We start from the raw sequence: 20059 nt of genomic DNA, 5'->3' as shown, positions 1-20059 counted from the left end.
TGTGAATGAAAAAGGAGATAATAGCGTTTTCTTATATCGCGATTATCTCCTTTGATAGTAGTGTATGTTCATGTTGTATTGGGGTGTATGTAGTTTACAAAGCATCGGATCCACGCTCACCGGTACGGATACGAACTGCATCTTCCACTTCATATACAAATATCTTTCCATCACCATAAGTTCCGGTACGAATCTCAGATGTAATCTTTTCAATTAATGTCTCAGCAATATCTGGTTCGATGACGGTCTCTACTTTTACTTTTGGCAGAAGGTTCACATTATATTCTGCACCACGGTATACTTTTTTGTGTCCTTTTTGATTACCGTAACCCATTACGTTGCTGATCATCAGACCATTTACATTACTTTCATCAAGTATGGTCTTCAGGTCTTCCAGCTTTTCAGGCTGAATAATTATTTCCAATTTTTTCATAGAGCCTACCTCCTTAATCTCACTCCGTATTCCTTTTTGAATCTGTCACCTTACAATGAATGCCTGAAATTGAACGCCTGCGATGACAGATTCATTCGGATACATCATAACAAAAATGGCGCCTTCCCCGAAAGGAAAACGCCTTTGTTTTTGATGTGTCTTATTATACACAACCGGAAAATTTTGTAAATAGAAATTTTATGAAAAATTAAGATTTTATGACAAATGTACAGAAAAATCAAAAAACTAAAGAAAATTTTGTTGGAAAATATGTTAAGAATCCATCACAATTTGGGCGAAAAAGAGAATATAGTTATATGTTTATAAAATGAAAACTTGTATAAGTAATATCGATAAAGTAGAATTGTTGTATAGAAGTTTTAGGAAAATGATAAAATGAGAGGTCAGAGAAATGAGTAGTGTAGTATATAAAAAAAGGAAAAATACTGATGCCGTGAAGTGGGACGGACTAAAGAAGAAGTTTGGACAAGATGATCTGATTCCGCTCTGGGTGGCGGATATGGATTTTGAAGCACCAGATTGTGTAAAAGAAGCCTTAAAAGAATATGTAGACTACGGGATATATGGTTATTATCAACCACCAAAAGGATATAAAGAGGCTTTTATCAGATGGGAAGAGACTTATCATCATTATCAGGTGAAAAGAGAGTGGATTCGTTTTGCACCGGGGGTTGTTCCGGGAATTAACTGGCTGTTACATGTTTTGACTAAAGAAGAGGATGGGGTTATTATTATGCCGCCAGTATATTATCCATTCCGTGATGCGATAGTTAATAATAATAGAAAACTAGTGGAAAGTCCACTGGTTCGTAAGGAACACAGATATGTAATGGATTATGAAGACTTTGAACAGAAAATTGTGGATAATAATGTGAAGTTATTCGTTTTTTGTACACCGCATAATCCTGTGGGGAGAGTATGGGAAAAACAGGAGATACAGAAAGTATTGGATATCTGTAAGAAACATAAAGTCTATGTGTTGGCAGATGAGATTCACCAGGATATTGTAATGAAAGGACATCAGCAGATTCCGGCAGCATCTGTGGGAAATTATAATGAGATTCTTGTTACTCTGACAGCGGCAACAAAAACATTTAATCTTGCTGGATGTCAGAATTCGATTCTTGTGATCCCTGATGAGCGTCTTCGTAAATTATATGATCAATATATGACTGAGATTCGGATAACGGGTGGCAATGCATTTGGTTATATAGCAGTGAAAAGTGCTTATGAAAATGGACGAGAATGGTTGGAGGAAGTACTTGATATCATTGAAGAAAATTATCATCTGATGAAGGAAACTCTGGAACGGGAGCTGCCGAAGGTGTGGATTCCTGAGCTGGAAGGTACTTATCTGATGTGGATTGATCTGGGGGCATATATAGAGCCAGAAGAGATGGAAATGGTTATTCAGGAAGAATGTGGATTGGCAGTAGACTATGGTGCATGGTTTGGAAGCGAGGGATACGATGGATTCATCCGCGTAAATCTTGCAACCAGTCGGGAGAATATCCAGAAAGCAGCACAGAATCTGGTTCGTGTATTGAAAGAGAAAAAAGGCTTAAGAGATAGTTGTTTGGAAAAATGAGTATTGTGGATCTGAAGGTGATGTTTTATAATAAATATAAGTACAATTGTTTGGTTGTTATGGGGTGAAAGAGATGAAAAAGAATAGGAAAAAGTTGTTAATATTTATTTTAACCATTGCATTATTCTGGGGGCTATTTCCGATGAGCCCTCAGTCAGGAATTCATGCGGAAGAAAAATATACGTTTACGAATTTGCAAATGTTCCATAAAACTTATGATGAATCGGTAGGAGATCAAATTGAGATCGGTACAAATGTTTCTACATTGGTTCTGCTTCCAGGCATGAGATTTTGGATGGATTTGTCTGATGAAGAAGGTAATAATTATACGATTCATGAAGAAGGATTTGCAGATAAACAGATTTTTCATGTTAATGATGGGCTTTATTATGTAAACGATGATGCAACTCCGGGTACATATACTATCCCTTATAATTATACGGATGAATCGAATCATACAATTACCAGTACTTTGACCATTACTGTGTTTGATAAGAAAGACTTGAGTTACAAAATTGGTTATTACAACGATAGTCCATACTATTACCAATTACTTGAGGATACAGCTCAGCAGACGACAAATAATCTTTTTAAAGTGGGTAGTCAGAAAGACCTGAAGTTGGTTGCGTATTATAAGTATACAGATGTTGATCATGAGCAATGGGTAGAGATTGTAGATGATAAGATGTTTCCTGTTTACAGTTGGAGTAGTAGTGATGAAAGTGTGGCTTCTATTGATAAAAATGGCACTTTGACGTTTAAGGGGGATGGAAATAGTACAATTACTTGTCGTGCGAAAGGAACAAATGGAGAGATTACTGTCACTGGTAACGTGTTTGGAAAAGAAGAAGGTGTGTATGTCACTAAATATTCCGATGTGAGTCGGATAACTTTAGGAAAATCTTTGGAGACAGATTGGTCAATAAATATTATTGGAGAAGGGTTGGTACCTGACTGGGCATATGGTCTTAGCAAATTATTGATGATCTTAGATAACAATACGATAAATATGTTGAATGAAAAATCACTTCTGGGTTATGATGGTGTTTTAGATCCTGAGAATCCGGTTATAACATTTGTCCCGGATGCTTCGCTTCATACTATATGGGCGATTAAGGGAAGTGGTAATTGTGCTCCATTTCTTGTGAGATGTAAAGATTTAGCTGGAATGACAATTACGGGAACGGTAGTTGTGCCTAAAAAAGAAGCATGTGATTATGATTTAATGACTCCTGAGAAGGCTATGTATGAAGCGTGCGATTGTTATAAGAATGAGGATAATTTGAATGATCTTCATATCACGAATCCAGACGGAACAACATACATTGCAAAAGCAATGCCGTTTACCATTGAATTCTTAGATGATACAGAAGAAAATAACATGGAGTTGATAGATGAAATTGAAAAAAATATATCTTCTGGGAAATATATTTCGGAAAAACAAAAGTTATATCTTGGAGATCTGTTATATCAATTAAAGCATGGATATAGTGTGTTTGATGAATATAAAGAAGAAAAAGAATTTCCGCTTCCGGAGTATTCTGCAGATAATCTTGGGCGAATTGAGAGCGTGATAAAATATGTTTTTGGGGCGCATATTTCTTGTAATATCCCGGAAGATGTACAGGTGTCGAATCTGACTTTATGTGGAGAAAGTTCTAATGGAAATGTTCCGAATCAGACGCTGACTTTAACAAAAGAGGATACTGTGACAAGTGATATCACGCAGAAGATGATGACCGAAGATCAAGAAACAGTTGCTTCTTATGATATTAATCTGTATCATCAAGTTGATGGTGAGGAAGAGACGCAGATTACTGAGACTGTGGTTCCATTGGGAATTACGATTGACACCAAGACAGATCTCGAAGGAAAAAATGTTGAAGTTATTCGTGAACATACGAATGAGGATGGTGTGACCACAGCAGATATCCTGCCTTGTGAAGTGAATGGCTCTCAGGTAAGTTTTTCGACTAATCAATTCTCAGCATATACAATTGTAACGTCGGAGGATAAATCCAATGGTAATCAGGGAGGAATTGAGGAGAATAAAGGAAATGGTACAATAACCGATAACAGTCAGAATGCGAAGGAAGAGAAATCAACTAATCTTACTAAGACAAATAAAAGTATAAAGACTGGAGATACAACAAATGTTCTGTTGCCGATGTTTTGTCTGACTTTATCAGTTATAGTTATTTTGATTTGCAGAAAAAAATTTTATCATAGGTAATCGGAACTATTAGTGAATAGAGTTAGATTAATAAATTGGTGCTTAGTGTGAATCTCTGGGCGCCAATTTTTATGTTATCATATATTTAAACAATAAAAATATGTTCCAGAAAGCATCCCAGAGGATTGTAGATGCATTGAAATATTAAGTCATCGGTTGACTGGATTTTTTTGATTTGTTAGAATAAGAAGGGGGAAAAAGCTAGATTTATCAAGCAATAAAAAAGTTTACAGGAGTATAATTTTTAATATAATAAGGAGGAAATGCAATGCTGGATTTAACATTTGGGGAGCAAGTCAAAATTATCTTAAGCCGTAAGGGCATGACGATCAAGGAACTCGCTGAGACGATTGAAAAACGTACCGGGAAGAAGATGTCTCGTCAGAATCTGACGCAGAGACTGGGACGAGATAATTTTCAGGAACAGGATATGCGTATGATCGCAGAGATTCTTGGCTGCCCATTTCAATTAAGTATTCTGGGCGATAATATTTCATCAGAGAAATCGAATAATAATATAGAAGAAAATGTACAGACGGACAAGGCTGATAATGCTGGTTCGATAGAGGTACCTGTTCAACCGCAGGCAGAGACTCATGAGAGGGACATTACCATCGGCGAACTTGTGGATATTCATGAGGAGCTGGACGCTATGATTGCAGAAGAAGGTGTGGGAGAACCAGAAGAATATATCGGTGAAGTGGATGCATATGTGTATGATGAAGAACCACAAGAGGAACAGATGGCAGGAGAATCTGAAGAGATTGTGAAGTCATTTGCGGAAGAATATGTTGAGCCACAAAGCGAATCGGTGGAAGAACTGCTGCAGGAAATCGAAGATATTGAAAGTGAGCGTAAGCCTCAGGAAGAAGAGAAGAAATCAGAAGAAAAAGAAGAGGAAGAGCAACTGCATGGGTGGAAAGCATATCTGATGAGACGTAAGAAAAAGCGTACGAAAGAGCAGGAGGAGCCAGTTGAAGATATGGCAGAAAACTCTGAAGCAATCCCAGAAGAAATCGCAGAAGAAATCTCTGCAGAAGAGTCACATGAAGAGCCATATGACGAAGCGGAAGAAGAATTTGCAGAAGAATTTGCAGAAGAATCTGCAGAAGAACATGCAGAAGAGCAGCCTGTAGAAGAACAATATACGGAAGAGCAATATACAGAAGAATATATGGATGAGGAAGAGGATCTGGAGAAGGGAGAGATTAACCCATACACTGGCAGAGAGTACGAGTCTAACAGTGTCCGTATGCATCCATCACGTATCGGTTATGTACAGGTCTATGACCGGTCAACTCATCAATGGACAGATATGACAGAGTGGGCATTTCTTGGCTATCAGGAACGTAAGAAGGTGTTACTTGGCAAGGATTATGAGCCGCCGATCTATCTGGATTAATCAGTATTTATAGAAGGAAAGTGTGAGAACGGGTGAATTGGGAACAGTTATTGTCAACGAAGAGAAATAGAGGCGGTTCGGGAAAGAACCGATTTGTGAGGAATACGGATCTGCGAAGTGAGTTCGAGAAGGATTATCATCGTATCATCGGAAGTGCATCTTTTCGCAGACTGCAGGATAAGACACAGGTGTTCCCTCTGGATAAGAGCGATTTTATCCGGACAAGGCTGACCCATTCATTGGAAGTATCGTCTTTTGCCAAGTCTCTGGGACAGAATATTGGAGAAAATATATTGGTATATAAGAAAGATTCCAGTTTTACACCGAGAATGAAGGAGGATATCTGCAGTATCCTACAGTGTGCAGGGTTGATTCATGATATTGGGAATCCGCCGTTCGGTCATTTTGGGGAGGACACTATCCGGGAATGGTTTCAGAAAAACCTGCCGGTGATGGAGTATCATGGAACTCCGATCGACACCATCCTTACGCCGCAGATGAGAGAAGATTTTTATCATTTTGAAGGAAATGCTCAGGCGTTGCGTCTGGTAAGCAAGCTGCATTTCCTGGTGGATGAGAATGGAATGAATCTGACGTATGCCTTGTTGAGTACGATTATAAAATATCCGGTATCTTCACTGGAGATGAATCCGAAGTCGGGAGATATCAAGGATCGGAAGATGGGATATTATTTTGCAGATCAGGAGATCTTTGAAGACATTTCCAAAGAGACGGGAACGAATGGAAAGCGGCATCCGCTGACGTTTATTCTGGAAGCGGCAGATGATATTGCTTATAAGACAGCCGATATAGAGGACGCATTTGTCAAAGGATTTTTAAGTTATCACAAATTATTAGAAGAACTTACAGAGCTTCAGGAATTGTATTTTCGAGGAGGAGGCGGCGGCTTCCAGCCGGCGGATAAATTAACGGAGCTATATCTTCGGGCGAAGGAAATGCATGTGGAGAATCCAGAAGAATATGCGATCAAGAATTGGATTGTCCGGGTGCAGGGATTTGTGATCAACTGCGCTACTTATGGATTTACATCGAATTATCAGGCAATCATGCAAGGGACTTACGGGCATGATCTGTTCTATCAGACATTTGCAGAGAAACTGATGGATCTGTTGGGAGATCTGGCTTTCCGGGAAGTATTTACTTCGGAGCCTATCTACCGCATGGAAGTCACCGAAGCGACCATGCTGGATTTCTTATTGGACAAGTTCATGACAGCAATTATAAAATATGATGATAAGACACAGAAGCTGGATTCCATTGATGAGCGTATGGTCTCATTTATCTCCAGTAATTATAAAAAGGCATATCATTACCATGCACGAGGGAAGTCGGAGATTGAGAGATTATATCTGCGAATCCTCCTGGTGACAGACTATGTCTGTGGAATGACGGACAGTTATGCCAAGAGATTATATCAGGAATTGAAGGCAATCGTATAAGAAAGGAATTTTTTTCGATTCTGGGGAATAGATTGTGATAAATAAACCAGAATGGGAAGTGGAAAATTGAAGCGTTTTATTCGTTATCTGTACGAATATGAACAAGGAAGAAGACTGCGAAATGTAGGATTTATTAAGGTAGAGCAGGGTGAAGATGATTGTGCGGTACATATTCATGGAAAGGGACTGCACATGAAGGGTGAGAAAAAGCTTCAGCTGTATCTGTTCTATGAGGAAAATGACGAATGTATAGGTGTATGGCAGGGAACAGTAGATAATGTAAACCCTGCCATTAATTACAGGCTGTATTACACGAAGGAGGATGTGGGCATACCGGAGAATTTTATGAAGATCAACGGTATGATCCTGGAAAGTGAAAATGGGCATAAGTACGCCGCAGTCTGGGATGATATGCCGGTAGATGTCGACCGCATGCGCGTATGGCAGCAGAAACCGGAGCGAGTTACGATTGTGGAAAAGCTGGAGCGTATGGCAAGAGAGAAGGATGCCGAGGAGGAAGAGCGTGCGCCAGAAGAAGCAGTCGTTCAAAAAGAGCGTAATCAGCCAGAGATGCATCGGCCTGTGGAGGAGCAAAATGAACAGCAGGAGCAGATGATTATGGCAGAACAGATTCCGATGGAAGAAGAACAGGCTGTAGAAGAGCAGGATGTAAAAGGACAGTGTCCCTCGTGCAGATTCCAATGCTCCAAGATTCAACGCAATGAGCTGGCAAGGCTCCCGCGGTGTGAGTGGAAACTGGCCAACAACAACTTCTTGTTGCATGGATATTATAATTACCATCATCTTGCTCTCATTGATGATGGAAAGGGATTAAGACTTGGCGTGCCGGGAATCTACCATCCGCAGGAAGCAAAAGCGGCAAGTGCATTTGGGTTCGCTGAATTTATCCCGATCCAGGAGATTGATCTGGAGCTTACGGAGGATGAGGGTGATGAATCGGAACAATTTGGCTATTGGTGTCGTTATGTAAAGGGGCCAAGAGCATTTTAGCTATAAAAGTTTATTGTATAAGATATGTATGGGGAGAAGATCATGCCGAGTGTAGATGAAAAGTACATGAAAGAGGCCATCAAGCAGGCCAGAAAAGCATATGCCATAGGAGAAGTGCCCATTGGATGTGTTATTGTATACCAGGATAAGATTATCGGGAGAGGATATAATCGACGCACGATCGATAAGAATACGCTTGCTCATGCGGAATTGATTGCTATTAAGAAGGCGAGTAAGAAGATGAATGACTGGCGGCTGGAAGAGTGTACAATGTATGTGACTCTGGAACCGTGCCAGATGTGTTCGGGGGCGATCGTGCAGTCAAGAATGACTCGTGTTGTGGTAGGATGCATGAATCCAAAGGCGGGCTGTGCCGGATCCATATTGAATCTTCTGCAGATGGAAGAGTTCAACCATCAAGTGGAGCTTACCACAGGAGTGCTGGGAGAAGAATGCAGCCAGATGATGAAATCATTTTTCAAAGAATTGCGGGAATCAAAGAAGAAAAAAGTTTAAAAAAAGCACTTTGTAAGCAGTGATGACTTGCAAAGTGCTTTGTTGTTCTCTTTTTCGTGCGATGCGCTTCGAACGCATTTTCACAGACGTTACCTTGACAGTTAACTCAGCTCAGGCACCCTCACGGCACCCGGAAGATTCTGCTTAGTGCTGCTTCGTTCCCGACCTGACACAGTTCACAGATTTCCGTCGCGTAAGACCCAGGCATCTACGCCACTTATCAAGGGCAGCTCTGCAAAAATGTGCCCTCTGCGCACCATACCCCTGCTATAGCGGATTGCAGGTACAAGGTACCGCTAACACCCCGGCTGCACGAGTCTTTATTTTACATTATTTTTGCAGAAATGTCAACCGGACTGAGCGGATTTGTCTCTGTCTTGGGTTTATAAGAGTTCTTCTACTATTGACCAGGGATGATGTGCAAGTATATAATCAGTTAAGGTGATGAGTATGAAGATATTATTAACAGCAATTAATGCCAAATATATTCACTCCAATCTGGCTGTATACAGCCTGAAGGCATACTCTCAGGATGAAGGGGTGGAGCTGGCGGAATATACGATTAATCAGCGAAGTGAAGATATTCTGATGGACATCTATAAACGCAGGCCGGATGTGCTGTGCTTTTCCTGCTATATCTGGAATCTGGATGTGGTTGAAGAATTAGTAAGAGAACTTGGGAAACTGATGCCGGATCTTGTTATATGGCTTGGAGGTCCTGAAGTATCTTATGATGCGAGGGATGTGTTATGCCGTCTGCCGATGGTCCGTGGAGTCATGAAAGGAGAAGGCGAGGAGACATTTGCCGAACTGTGTAAGATATATCGATGCAGCAAGCATACGGATGAAGAGCTGGAGAATCTTGCCGGAATCACATTTCGCAGAGCGGATGGGACAATCATTGAGAATCCATGGAGAGAAGTGATGGATCTGAGCAAGGTGCCGTTTGTTTATCAGCGCATAGAAGATTTTGAGCATAAGATTGTCTATTATGAATCCAGCCGCGGTTGTCCGTTTTCCTGCAGCTACTGCCTCTCTTCTGTGGACAAGCGTCTACGCTTCCGTAATCTGGAACTGGTGAAGCAGGAATTGCAGTTCTTTCTTGATCATGAGGTGCCGCAGGTCAAGTTTGTGGACAGAACATTTAACTGTAAGCATGATCACGCGATCGCAATCTGGAAGTATATTGCAGAGCATGATAATGGAATTACGAACTTTCACTTTGAAGTGGCGGCAGACTTGTTGAATGAAGAGGAGCTGAAGATTCTTGAAGGTATGCGTCCGGGACTGGTGCAGCTTGAGATTGGGGTGCAGTCAACCAATCCGGATACTATCCGGGCAATCCGCAGAACGATGGATTTTGACAAAGTAAGCGAAGTGGTCGCAAGAATCCAGAAGAAGGGGAATATTCACCAGCACCTGGATCTGATCGCGGGACTTCCGTATGAAGATATCCAGCGCTTTGCACGTTCCTTTGATGATGTCTATGCATTAAAACCAGAACAGCTTCAGCTGGGATTTTTGAAGGTGCTGAAGGGCTCTTATATGGAAGAACAACAGAAGACTTATGGGCTGGAGCATAAGAGCAGGCCGCCCTATGAGGTACTCTATACAAAGTGGTTGTCTTACGAGGATGTGATCCGGCTGAAAGGAATCGAAGAGATGGTGGAGGTCTACTATAACAGCAGACAGTTTACACATACGATAGAAGCATTAGAACAAGAATATACTTCCTCTTTTGAAATGTATGATCGATTGCGGGAATACTATGAAGAGAAAGGATATGGAAGTGTTCAGCATAAGAGAAGTGCGAGGTATGATATTCTGTTGAGTTATATTCTGTATCATCATCCCAAGAAAGTCCAATATTACCGGGAACTTTTGATTTATGATTATTATTTGCGGGAAAATGCGAAGACGAGACCGGAATTTGCAGGTGAATATAAAGTAAGCAAGGAAGAATTGCGGACGTTTTACGAAAATGAAGAGGAAAAACGAAAATACCTGGTGAATTATCAGGCATATGACAGAAACCAGATGCGAAAGATGACACACCTGGAATATTTTTCGTATTTTGGAAAATATATTCTGTTTGATTATATGGAAAAAAATCCGTTGAATCAAGAAGCCCGAACTTGCGTGGCAGATTTCCAAGATCTTCACAGGAAATAAGATAGAAATGTGTCTTGAAAAATACTTATAAAAAGTTTAAAATGTATAAAATATAGCGTTAGGAAAAAGAAGGAAAAATTATGAATTTTAATAACAAAAAAACCAGAAGAATTATTGCAATTATTATTATGGTTATTATATTGGCGATGATCGCGACCATGATCATACCATATCTTATGGTATAATGTATCTGGCAAGGGGGATTACGAGAGTAGTATGGCAGGAGAGCATCATAGGAAGAGAAGACGCAAGAAAAAGAGAATGTCAAAATTGAGATGGCAGAGAAGAAGAATTCTTCTGTGTCTTGGTTTTTTGTGTCTTGCTATTGTTTTTGGGGTGAGTTATGGAGTTTTGTATCACTATGTCAATGGTTTCCCGAAAGAAAAGATATGTGACAATATATATATCGGCGCAGTGAATGTCTCTGGCATGTCTGAAACAGAAGCGAAAAACGAATTGATGGAGCATCTGAAAGCGGATCAGGCATTAACGCTTACGATGCAGGTTGATAAGAAGTCACAAGAAGCATCTCTGGAGGAGATGGGACTGGGCTATCAGAACCTGGATAAGACGGTGCAAAAAGCGGTCAATTATGGCAAAAAGGGAAGCTTGTGGAAGCGGTATCGTCAGTTGAAAAAGCTGAAGAAGGAAAAAGTTGTATTTGATGAGTCTTTTGTATTGGAAGAAGAGAAGGCCGGTACAGTCATCAATGAAAGAATCGTTCCATTGGCGAATCATGCGGTAGACGCATCCATTGAAAAGAACAGTACGGGATTCAAGATCAAGGAAGAAAAAGAAGGCAAGACAGTAAATATAGAGGCTTCTGTTCAGGCGATCGAAAAGGCTCTGAATACCTCGTGGAAGCATGAAGCGTTGACGGTCGAGATGGTTCAGAAGAAGGAAAAACCGAAAGTGGTGTCGGCAGATCTGGAGACGATCCAGGATGAGCTGGGAGCATTTTCCACAGATGCCGGCGGCGGCGAGAGATGGCAGAACCTTAAGACGGGAGTGGAGCATTTGAACGGGACGGTATTGATGCCGGGAGAAGAACTGTCGGTTCATGATAAGACAGCTCCATATGACGCGGAACATGGATACGTGGAGGCGGGCTCCTATGAGAATGGCCAGGTGGTAGATTCATTTGGAGGAGGAATCTGTCAGGTGTCCACAACATTGTATAATGCTGTCTTGTTTGCAGAACTGGAAGTCGTAGAGCGATATCCACATTCCATGCTCGTCAATTATGTGGAGCCTTCCAGAGATGCGGCCATAGCTGGGGATTATCTGGACTTTGTATTTCGCAATAATTATGATACGCCGATCTATATTGAAGGTGAGATCGACAGTGCCAATCAGCTTCGATTCTGTATCTATGGTAAGGATACGAGAGATGCCGGAAGAAGTGTTGAGTTTGAAAGTGAGACTTTGGAGACAGAGGATTATGGCATCACTTATGAGGAAGATCCGGAAGCATCTCTTGGCAGCATGCAATACGCGGGAAGTCCACATACTGGTAAGACTGCCCAGTTGTGGAAGATTGTGTATCAGGATGGTGAGGAAGTCAGCCGCGATGTGATCAACAGCAGTAAGTATGAGAAATCCGATCAGATCATTAAGATAGGAACGGTTTCAGATAATTCACAGGCTTCAGCACTGGTAAGGTCGGCAATAGCGACGCAAGATCAGGCGAAGATCAATGAGGCAATCAGTCAGGCTTCGCAATATTAAGAAAATATATTTGTATTAGAAGGAACAGTTGGAAATCAACATGAAGATAATGACACAAGATGAGTACGTGTTAAGTGAAACTGCAATTGTGTATGGTCAGTCGAAATATATCGTAATCCATGCTCTTGCCTCTGTCGTCAACTCGTTGGCAGCAGCGGGAGGAAAGTGTCTGGGGATGGAAGTGCAGATAACGATTCCAGAATATGCGTATTCATCAAAAATTCACGCAATAGAAAAGATCATCAAGGAAAGTTGTACACAACAGAAGATAGAGGAACTTAATGTTACCGGGAGAAAGAGCGGTGCGGCTGCTTATCCTATGGTCGTGGTAAATGGAGTTGCCCGTGCGCCTAAGGAAGAACCGTGGTGCCTGGAGACTGGACGAGCGGGACAGGAGATTGTTCTGACGAAGTGGATAGGTATGGACGGAATGCTGCAGATTGCAGCAGAAAAGGAACAGGAATTAAGGGAGCGTTTTGCGCCGGCTTTTATGAAACAGATTCTTTCTTACAGAAAGCATCTGTTTGCACTTACAGAGATAGAAGTTGCAAAAGCCATGGGCGTGTCTGCCGTGCGTCAGATTACTGAAGGGGGAATCCTTGCGGCTTTATGGAATCTGGCGAAAGAAGCAGGGACAGGGCTGGAATTGGATATGAAGAGTTTGTCGGTGCTGCAGGAGACGATTGAGGTCTGCGAGCACTACAGGCTGAACCCATATCAGCTGACGTCCGTTGGAAGCCTTTTGATGGTAACAGACGATGGGGAAGCACTGACAGATGCGCTTCGTAGTCATCAGATCCAGGCAGTAGTGATTGGAAAGATGACGGATAATAATGATAAAATACTCCACAATGGAGATGAAATACGGTATTTAGACCGACCTGCGCCAGATGAGATTTTGAAAATATTTTGCGGAGGAATGCATGATGGAAGAGACAAGAAAGCAGATATTACTGTATCTGGAAAAAAATAGCAGAGTAAACCTGGAAGAATTGGCTATTCTTTTGGGAACGGATGAAGTAACAATTGCCAACGAGATCGCTCAGATGGAGAAAGAAAAGATCATCTGTGGATATCACACTTTGATTGATTGGGATAAGGCAGGTGCGGAGCTTGTCAATGCGTTGATTGAAGTCCGTGTTACGCCAATGAGAGAGAAAGGATTTGACAAGACAGCAGAACGAATCTGTAATTACCCAGAGGTGACAGCAGTCTACCTGATCTCTGGAGGATATGACCTTCTGGTCAGTATAGAGGGCAAGACGCTTCAGGAAGTATCCAGATTCGTATCCAGCAAGCTGGCTCCGATTGAAGAAGTAGTAAGCACTATGACGTATTTCATATTGAAGAAATACAAAGATCATGGGACGCTGATGTTCAAAAAGAATAAAGAAGAAAGGATGCTGGTGATGCCATAATGAGAGATCCATTATCAAAAAAAGTAGTTGGTATACAACCGTCCGGTATCCGAAAATTCTTCGATGTAGTTAATGAGATGCCGGATGCAATCTCTCTGGGTGTCGGCGAGCCGGATTTTGATACGCCATGGAGAATCCGAGAAGAGGGAATCTATTCACTGGAGCGAGGAAGAACGTTTTATACATCGAACTCCGGTTTGAAAGAATTAAAAGAGGAAATCAGTCGATATCTGCAGAGAAAAATCCATGTAACTTATGACCCGGAATGTGAGATTGCTGTAACGGTGGGCGGAAGTGAAGGTATTGACATCGCTTTTCGTGCGATGTTGAATCCGGGAGATGAAGTGCTGATACCACAGCCCAGTTATGTATCATATCTGCCTTGCACAATTCTTGCGGATGGTGTGCCGGTAGTCATCCCATTGCAGCAAAAGAATGAATTTAAACTGACAGCGGAAGAATTGGAAGCTGCGATCACACCGAAGACGAAGATTCTGGTTCTGCCGTACCCGAATAATCCGACAGGAGCAATCATGACAAAGGAAGATCTGGAGCCGATTGCAGAGATTGTGAAGAAATACGATCTGTATGTATTGTCAGATGAAATATACTCAGAGTTGACTTACAAATCTGAACACGTATCCATTGCGTCTCTGCCGGGAATGAAAGATCGCACTTTGGTGATCAATGGATTCTCCAAAGGCTTTGCCATGACCGGATGGAGATTAGGTTATATCTGTGGGCAGAAGAAAATCATGGAACAGATGATTAAGATTCATCAATATGCAATTATGTGTGCGCCGACGAACAGTCAGTATGCGGCAATCGAAGGCTTGAGAAATTGTGAGGGAGAAGTTCAGCAGATGCGAAATGCTTACAACCAGAGAAGACGGTATCTGGTTCATGAGTTTAAGCGGATGCAGCTGGATTGTTTTGAACCTTTTGGTGCATTTTACATATTCCCGAGTATTCAGGAATTTGGCATGACATCGGAAGAATTTGCCACTCGTTTTCTGGAAGAAGAAAAGGTGGCAGTCGTACCGGGAAGTGCATTTGGTGAATGTGGAGAAGGATACTTAAGAGTATCTTATGCGTATTCTCTGGAAGACTTGAAGGAGGCTATCGGAAGGCTGGGTGCCTTCGTGGGAAGATTAAGAAATGAAAGATAAAAAGCAGGAGGGATTGACATGTTGAATATTGTGTTGCATGAGCCAGAGATTCCGGCAAATACAGGAAATATCGGCCGTACTTGTGTGGCAACAAATACAAGACTGCATCTGATCGAACCGTTAGGTTTCCGCCTGAACGAGAAGAATCTGAAGCGTGCAGGAATGGACTATTGGGATCAGCTGGATGTAGTTACATACATCGATTATAATGATTTTCTTGAGAGGAATCCTGGCGCCAAGATCTATATGGCAACGACAAAGGCGCCAAAAGTCTACACAGAAGTTCAATATGAGCCGGACTGTTATATTATGTTTGGAAAAGAGAGTGCCGGAATACCAGAAGAGATCTTGGTGCAGCATAAGGATGACTGTATTCGTATTCCAATGGTCGGGGATATCCGTTCGCTGAATCTGGGCAATTCGGTAGCGATCGTTTTGTACGAGGCGCTGAGGCAGAATGGATTCGCGGGCATGAATCTGGAAGGCCATCTGCATCGGCTGGATTGGTGATGATTGTGTATTTAGCAGGCAATAGAGAAATTGGGACGCAGATTAAAATTGCGTCCCAATTTTTTGCCTTTATTTATCCGCGTTACTTGCGGCAATCTTTACTTTGCTCCACATATTACTAATGGTTTTTCTAGTCTCTTCGTTATATACGAAGACCTCATCGTTATCATTATCCGTTCTTGGCATATAGGCGCTGATTCCTTCGTAGTCACCGCCAGGACCGTACAGGTCATCCATGACTTCCTGATTCGGGGAAGTGTATCCTACATAACTGGAATTGTCGTAGGCACCATCGTAATCGCTGACGAAGTTGATAAATTCGTGAGCGAGTTCTGGATTCTTGGCATTCTTGGGAATGACCATAGCATCGGACCAGAGGTTGGTTCCGCTTTCTGGAAGATAGAATCCCATATCTTCATTTTCTGCCATGACGTAAGCTGCATCTCCTGAATAGATCAGTCCCAGAGCCTTTCTTCCCTGCGCCATATTATCAATGATCTCATCAGTAACAATCTCTGGTTTCATGGTCTGTACACACTGTACCAGCCAATTGTAAGCCTCTGTAAGTTCTTGCTCGTTGTCCGTGTTCATAGAATATCCAAGGGCTTTTAGCGCCATCATGAAGGAGTCTCGTTCAGAGTCATACAGATAGATGTCCCCACAATATTTTTCGTCCAGGAAGATGTTATAGCCTTCCTTTTCCAGATCTTCGATATCTACTTTGTTCTTATCATATACGATGCCGACAGTTCCCCAGAAATAAGGAACGGAATACTGGTTGCCCCGGTCGTAGGGCAGGTCTTTTACGGCATCTGCCAGTTTGTCCATGCAGTCCAGTTTGGAATGATCCAGTTTTTGAAGGTAATCTTCATCAATCAGACGCTGAATCATATAGTCACTTGGAACCAGGATATCGTACGCTTCCCCATTGGCCACCTTGATGTACATCTGTTCATTGGAGTCAAAGTTCTCCATGACTACAGTGGCACCGGTTGCAGCTTCAAAATCCTGAATGATATGTTCCCCGGTATATTCTCCCCAGTTATATACATAGAGAGTCTCTCCCTCGTAAGGGAGTGCATTGCTTGTTCCGTTAAGGTTTGCAAAGATGATGACTCCGACCATTGCGCAACAGGCAACAAGAACAGGGACAAGTGCTCGGCGTCGTTTGATATCGGTACGTTTTGCCTGTTTTGCCATGAACAGTGGTCCTACGTTGATGATAATCAGTGCAATCGTAATGATTACAACAACCAGAGTAGAGATCGCATTAATACTTGGATTTACACGTTTGCTCATGGTGTAGACCATGATACTTAAGTTCTTGACTCCGCTTCCTGTTACGAAGTAAGAGATGATAAAATCATCTACGGACATGGTAAATGCAATTAATGAGCCGGAGATAATACCCGGAGTAATCTCTGGGACGATGACTTTTATAAGTGCCTGCCAGGGAGTTGCGCCAAGGTCCATGGCCGCGTCAGCCAGATTGGGGTCCAGAGAGCGTATCTTCGGCATGACCGAAAGCATTACATAAGGTATACAGAAGGCAATATGAGCAAGGAGCATTGTAACATAGCCTTTTTCAATCTTAAATGTAATAAACAGAAGCATGAATCCGATGGCAGTTACAATCTCTGGGTTCATCAGGGGAAGATTATTCACCTGATCCATAATATCCCGGATAATTTTCTTGGATTTGCTAAGTCCAATGGCGGCAATCGTGCCGGCAATCGTTGAGATAAATGTTGCGATCAGCGCAATGCTGAAGGTTGTATACAAAGATTCCATCATATCGTGGGAATCCAGCATATGCTGATACCAGCGAAGAGAGAATCCGGTAAATACAGTCAGGGACTTTCCGTCATTAAATGAAAAGATCACCATATACAGGATCGGCAGATAGAAGAACACGATCATCAGAATCATTAATATTTTCCCAAAAGTGCGTTTGCTTTTTTTCATAATGATTATGCCTCCTTTCCGCCCTGGTTGTGAATCTCAATTTTGCGTACGGCCATCATAAGCAGCATCATAATGATTGCCATGATCATAGAGATGGCACTTCCGAAGTTCCACTCGCCAACCGTAATGAATTGATTTTCTATCATATTTCCGATTAAGAAATACTGTCCGCCGCCCAGGAGCTTCGGGATAAAGAAGGAGCTGACAGCAGGCAGGAATACCAGCGTAATTCCATTGATAACACCAGGCAGAGAAAGTGGCAAAGTTATGCGCAGAAACGTCTGCACAGGGCTTGCTCCCAGGTCTGCACCAGCCTCCAGTAAGGAATGATCCATCTTACAAAGAGAGGTATTGATCTGTAAGATCATAAATGGAAGAAAGTTGTAGACCATGCCGAGCAGTACAGCGGCCTCTGTATATAACAGCTCTGTATTGCCAAATCCGATCAGGCTGAAAATGCGTTGAATCAGTCCTCCTTCACTTAACAGACCAATCCATGCATAAGTCCTTACGAGCATGTTGATCCACATAGGGATGGTAATACAAAGGACAAGAATATTCTGCACATGTTCCTTACTGCGGGCAATAAAATATGCAACAGGATACCCTAGAAACAGGCATATTACCGTTGTCTTTACAGCAATCATGATGGAACGCCAGAGAATTAATAAAAAGTCAGGGTCGGTAAAAAACTTGATATAATGGTCCAGCGTAAAGGAGAACGATATGATGCTGTTCCCTGGTTCGGTAAAGGAATACATGGCAATGAGTGCCATTGGAAGCAGCAGCATGATCGCAGCCCATACAATATAAGGAATTGCTAATTGTGAAAAACGTTTCATTCTAATATACCATCCTTGACATCACGTGGATATCTTCCGGGAAGAATGTCAGGCCGACCTCCTGACCGACTTCGGAATAATCGGTTGTGTGAATCTTAAATTCACGTCCTGGTGTAGAGAAGGTAATCTGGTATACACCTTCGGTTATATTTTCAGGATCGAAATCATAATCAACACTGATATCTACGCTTTGGTCTTCATTGCTTAATTTCCAGCCCTGAGCGTTGGCCCATGTCTTGATATCTGTGTCTAGAGCCTGAGACTCGGTAATCTCGTCTACCGTCTTGAAGAAGTTAAATGCCATGATCGCTTCGTTGGCTTTCTCGTTCTTAACAAATGGCTGGTTTACGACGAAGATCGTACGCTCGATGCTGGTTCCGCTGGAAGTTGAGAAAGTAACTGGATATTGTCCTGGCTCTTCCTGAACGTTGTATTCGATCTTGGCGATTGAGATGTAATCATCACTGACCGGATCCCATGCCTGTGCATTGGAGAGGGCGATGATCTCTTTGTCATCCAGGTCTTTTACATCTTCCACATCTACATAGAAGTTGTTCGCGCTGATTTTTTCGCTTCCATCTTCACTGGTTACATCATGATTACGGATGACACGCATGTTGACGGTGACACTGGTACCAGGAACGGTCTCTACGATAATCTCGTAGTGAACTCCTTTAAATAAGACGCTTAGAACTTCACCTGTCATCTTACCGTCTTTGACATCTACGATATCTATATCTTCCGGTCGAATGATCACATCTACTTTTTCATTTTCACGGAACCCGAAGTCCACACAGTCAAAAGTGATATCGTCAAAACGTACTTTATAGTCTTCTAACATGGTTCCGGTCAGGATATTGCTTTCGCCGATAAAATTAGCAACATAGCGGTTGGCTGGCTCGTTGTAGATCTCCTGCGGTGTACCAACCTGTTGGATCTCACCATTTTTCATGACAACGATCTTATCTGACATGGTAAGCGCTTCCTCCTGATCGTGAGTAACGAAGATGAAGGTAATACCGACTTCCTGCTGAATTCGTTTTAATTCATACTGCATTTCTTTTCGAAGTTTCAGGTCGAGAGCCGCCAGAGGTTCGTCCAGAAGAAGGACCTTTGGTTCATTTACCAGGGCTCTTGCAATGGCAACACGCTGCTGCTGACCACCTGACAGTAAGGTTGTATTCTTGTTTTCATAACCTTCCAGACCAATCAGCTTTAGCATCTTCATGACCTTCTGTTCGATGACGTCCTTACTCATCTTCTTGATCTTAAGGCCAAATGCAATATTTTCGTAGACGCTTAAATGTGGGAACAGAGCATATTTCTGGAATACCGTATTTAATTCCCTTTCATAAGGTGGTTTCTGGCTGATCTCTTCGCCGTCAAAAATCACCTTTCCCTCATCTGCTTCCAGAAATCCGCCCAGAATCCGAAGCAAAGTAGTCTTTCCACAGCCACTTGGGCCTAACAGTGTTACGAATTCATTTTCGTAGATATCAAGATTAATTCCTTTTAAGACAATCTGTCCGTCGAAGTTCTTCACGATATTACGAAATTCAATCAGTTTCTTTTCCTCCATCTCACTTCTCCT

General features: G+C 42.1%; 15 protein-coding genes, 1 other RNA gene and 1 pseudogene. 12 read left to right on the top strand and 5 right to left on the bottom strand.

Annotation, left to right across the window (positions count from 1 at the left end; translation table 11 throughout):
- Positions 1–94 precede the first annotated feature (94 nt).
- Entirely contained in the window at positions 95–433 is a 339-nt protein-coding gene (locus JQM81_RS05075; protein WP_235232455.1) for a P-II family nitrogen regulator, read from the bottom strand.
- Between the two features lie 412 nt (positions 434–845).
- On the opposite strand from JQM81_RS05075, the gene JQM81_RS05070 reads away from it, so the two are divergent.
- The 6 genes from JQM81_RS05070 (at position 846) to tadA (ending at position 8664) form a co-directional block, all read left to right on the top strand.
- On the top strand, positions 846–2042 hold the full coding sequence (locus tag JQM81_RS05070; protein WP_235232454.1) for a MalY/PatB family protein: 1197 nt from the start codon (positions 846–848) through the stop codon (positions 2040–2042).
- 73 nt (positions 2043–2115) lie between these two features.
- Complete coding sequence (locus JQM81_RS05065) at positions 2116–4275, top strand: hypothetical protein (RefSeq protein WP_235232453.1); 2160 nt, start codon at positions 2116–2118, stop codon at positions 4273–4275.
- Positions 4276–4543: 268 nt separating this feature from the next.
- Positions 4544–5677 (top strand): hypothetical protein, encoded by a 1134-nt coding sequence (locus tag JQM81_RS05060; RefSeq protein ID WP_235232452.1) that lies wholly within the window; start codon positions 4544–4546, stop codon positions 5675–5677.
- A gap of 32 nt (positions 5678–5709) precedes the next feature.
- On the top strand, positions 5710–7137 hold the full coding sequence (locus tag JQM81_RS05055) for a deoxyguanosinetriphosphate triphosphohydrolase (RefSeq protein ID WP_235232451.1): 1428 nt from the start codon (positions 5710–5712) through the stop codon (positions 7135–7137).
- 66 nt (positions 7138–7203) lie between these two features.
- Positions 7204–8148, top strand: a complete 945-nt coding sequence (locus tag JQM81_RS05050; protein WP_235232450.1) for a DUF6128 domain-containing protein — start codon at positions 7204–7206, stop codon at positions 8146–8148.
- Between the two features lie 42 nt (positions 8149–8190).
- On the top strand, positions 8191–8664 hold the full coding sequence (gene tadA / locus JQM81_RS05045) for a tRNA adenosine(34) deaminase TadA (RefSeq protein WP_235232449.1): 474 nt from the start codon (positions 8191–8193) through the stop codon (positions 8662–8664).
- Between the two features lie 54 nt (positions 8665–8718).
- Here tadA and ffs read toward each other — a convergent pair.
- Positions 8719–8980, bottom strand: an RNA gene (gene ffs / locus JQM81_RS05040) — signal recognition particle sRNA large type.
- Positions 8981–9114: 134 nt separating this feature from the next.
- Between ffs and JQM81_RS05035 the strand changes: the two genes are divergently transcribed.
- The 6 genes from JQM81_RS05035 (at position 9115) to JQM81_RS05010 (ending at position 15661) form a co-directional block, all read left to right on the top strand.
- Positions 9115–10836, top strand: coding sequence for a B12-binding domain-containing radical SAM protein (locus JQM81_RS05035; RefSeq protein ID WP_235232448.1), 1722 nt, complete (start codon positions 9115–9117; stop codon positions 10834–10836).
- A gap of 216 nt (positions 10837–11052) precedes the next feature.
- A complete protein-coding gene (locus tag JQM81_RS05030; protein ID WP_235232447.1) occupies positions 11053–12564 on the top strand; it encodes a VanW family protein in 1512 nt (503 codons plus the stop codon).
- Positions 12565–12604: 40 nt separating this feature from the next.
- The gene (locus JQM81_RS05025) at positions 12605–13537 is read left to right on the top strand and encodes an AIR synthase-related protein (protein WP_235232446.1); all 933 of its coding nucleotides are present in this window, start codon (positions 12605–12607) and stop codon (positions 13535–13537) included.
- Positions 13491–13982 carry an Lrp/AsnC family transcriptional regulator gene (locus JQM81_RS05020; protein WP_235232445.1) on the top strand — a complete coding sequence of 164 codons (492 nt, stop codon included), beginning with the start codon at positions 13491–13493 and terminating at the stop codon, positions 13980–13982. Before JQM81_RS05025 ends, JQM81_RS05020 begins: the two co-directional genes overlap by 47 nt.
- Entirely contained in the window at positions 13982–15151 is a 1170-nt protein-coding gene (locus JQM81_RS05015) for an aminotransferase class I/II-fold pyridoxal phosphate-dependent enzyme (RefSeq protein ID WP_235232444.1), read from the top strand. The genes JQM81_RS05020 and JQM81_RS05015 overlap by 1 nt, the downstream gene beginning before the upstream one ends.
- Before the next feature lie 18 nt (positions 15152–15169).
- On the top strand, positions 15170–15661 hold the full coding sequence (locus JQM81_RS05010; RefSeq protein WP_235232443.1) for a tRNA (cytidine(34)-2'-O)-methyltransferase: 492 nt from the start codon (positions 15170–15172) through the stop codon (positions 15659–15661).
- Between the two features lie 69 nt (positions 15662–15730).
- Here JQM81_RS05010 and JQM81_RS05005 read toward each other — a convergent pair whose 3' ends face one another.
- From JQM81_RS05005 to JQM81_RS13580, 3 genes and pseudogenes are all read right to left on the bottom strand, one after another.
- Positions 15731–17626: an extracellular solute-binding protein gene (locus JQM81_RS05005; protein ID WP_235232442.1), complete on the bottom strand. Its 1896-nt coding sequence runs from the start codon at positions 17624–17626 to the stop codon at positions 15731–15733.
- Positions 17627–17631: 5 nt separating this feature from the next.
- On the bottom strand, positions 17632–18468 hold the full coding sequence (locus tag JQM81_RS05000; protein ID WP_235232441.1) for an ABC transporter permease: 837 nt from the start codon (positions 18466–18468) through the stop codon (positions 17632–17634).
- Positions 18469–18967: 499 nt separating this feature from the next.
- Positions 18968–20047 (bottom strand): annotated as a pseudogene (locus JQM81_RS13580) (ABC transporter ATP-binding protein); the annotation flags it as partial.
- Positions 20048–20059: the final 12 nt, after the last annotated feature.

The organism is Faecalicatena contorta (assembly GCF_021531895.1).
In the GTDB taxonomy this organism is placed as follows: domain Bacteria; phylum Bacillota; class Clostridia; order Lachnospirales; family Lachnospiraceae; genus JAFBIX01.
Note: the sequence above shows the minus strand (reverse complement) of the source record. Positions and strands in the feature narration are given on the sequence as shown.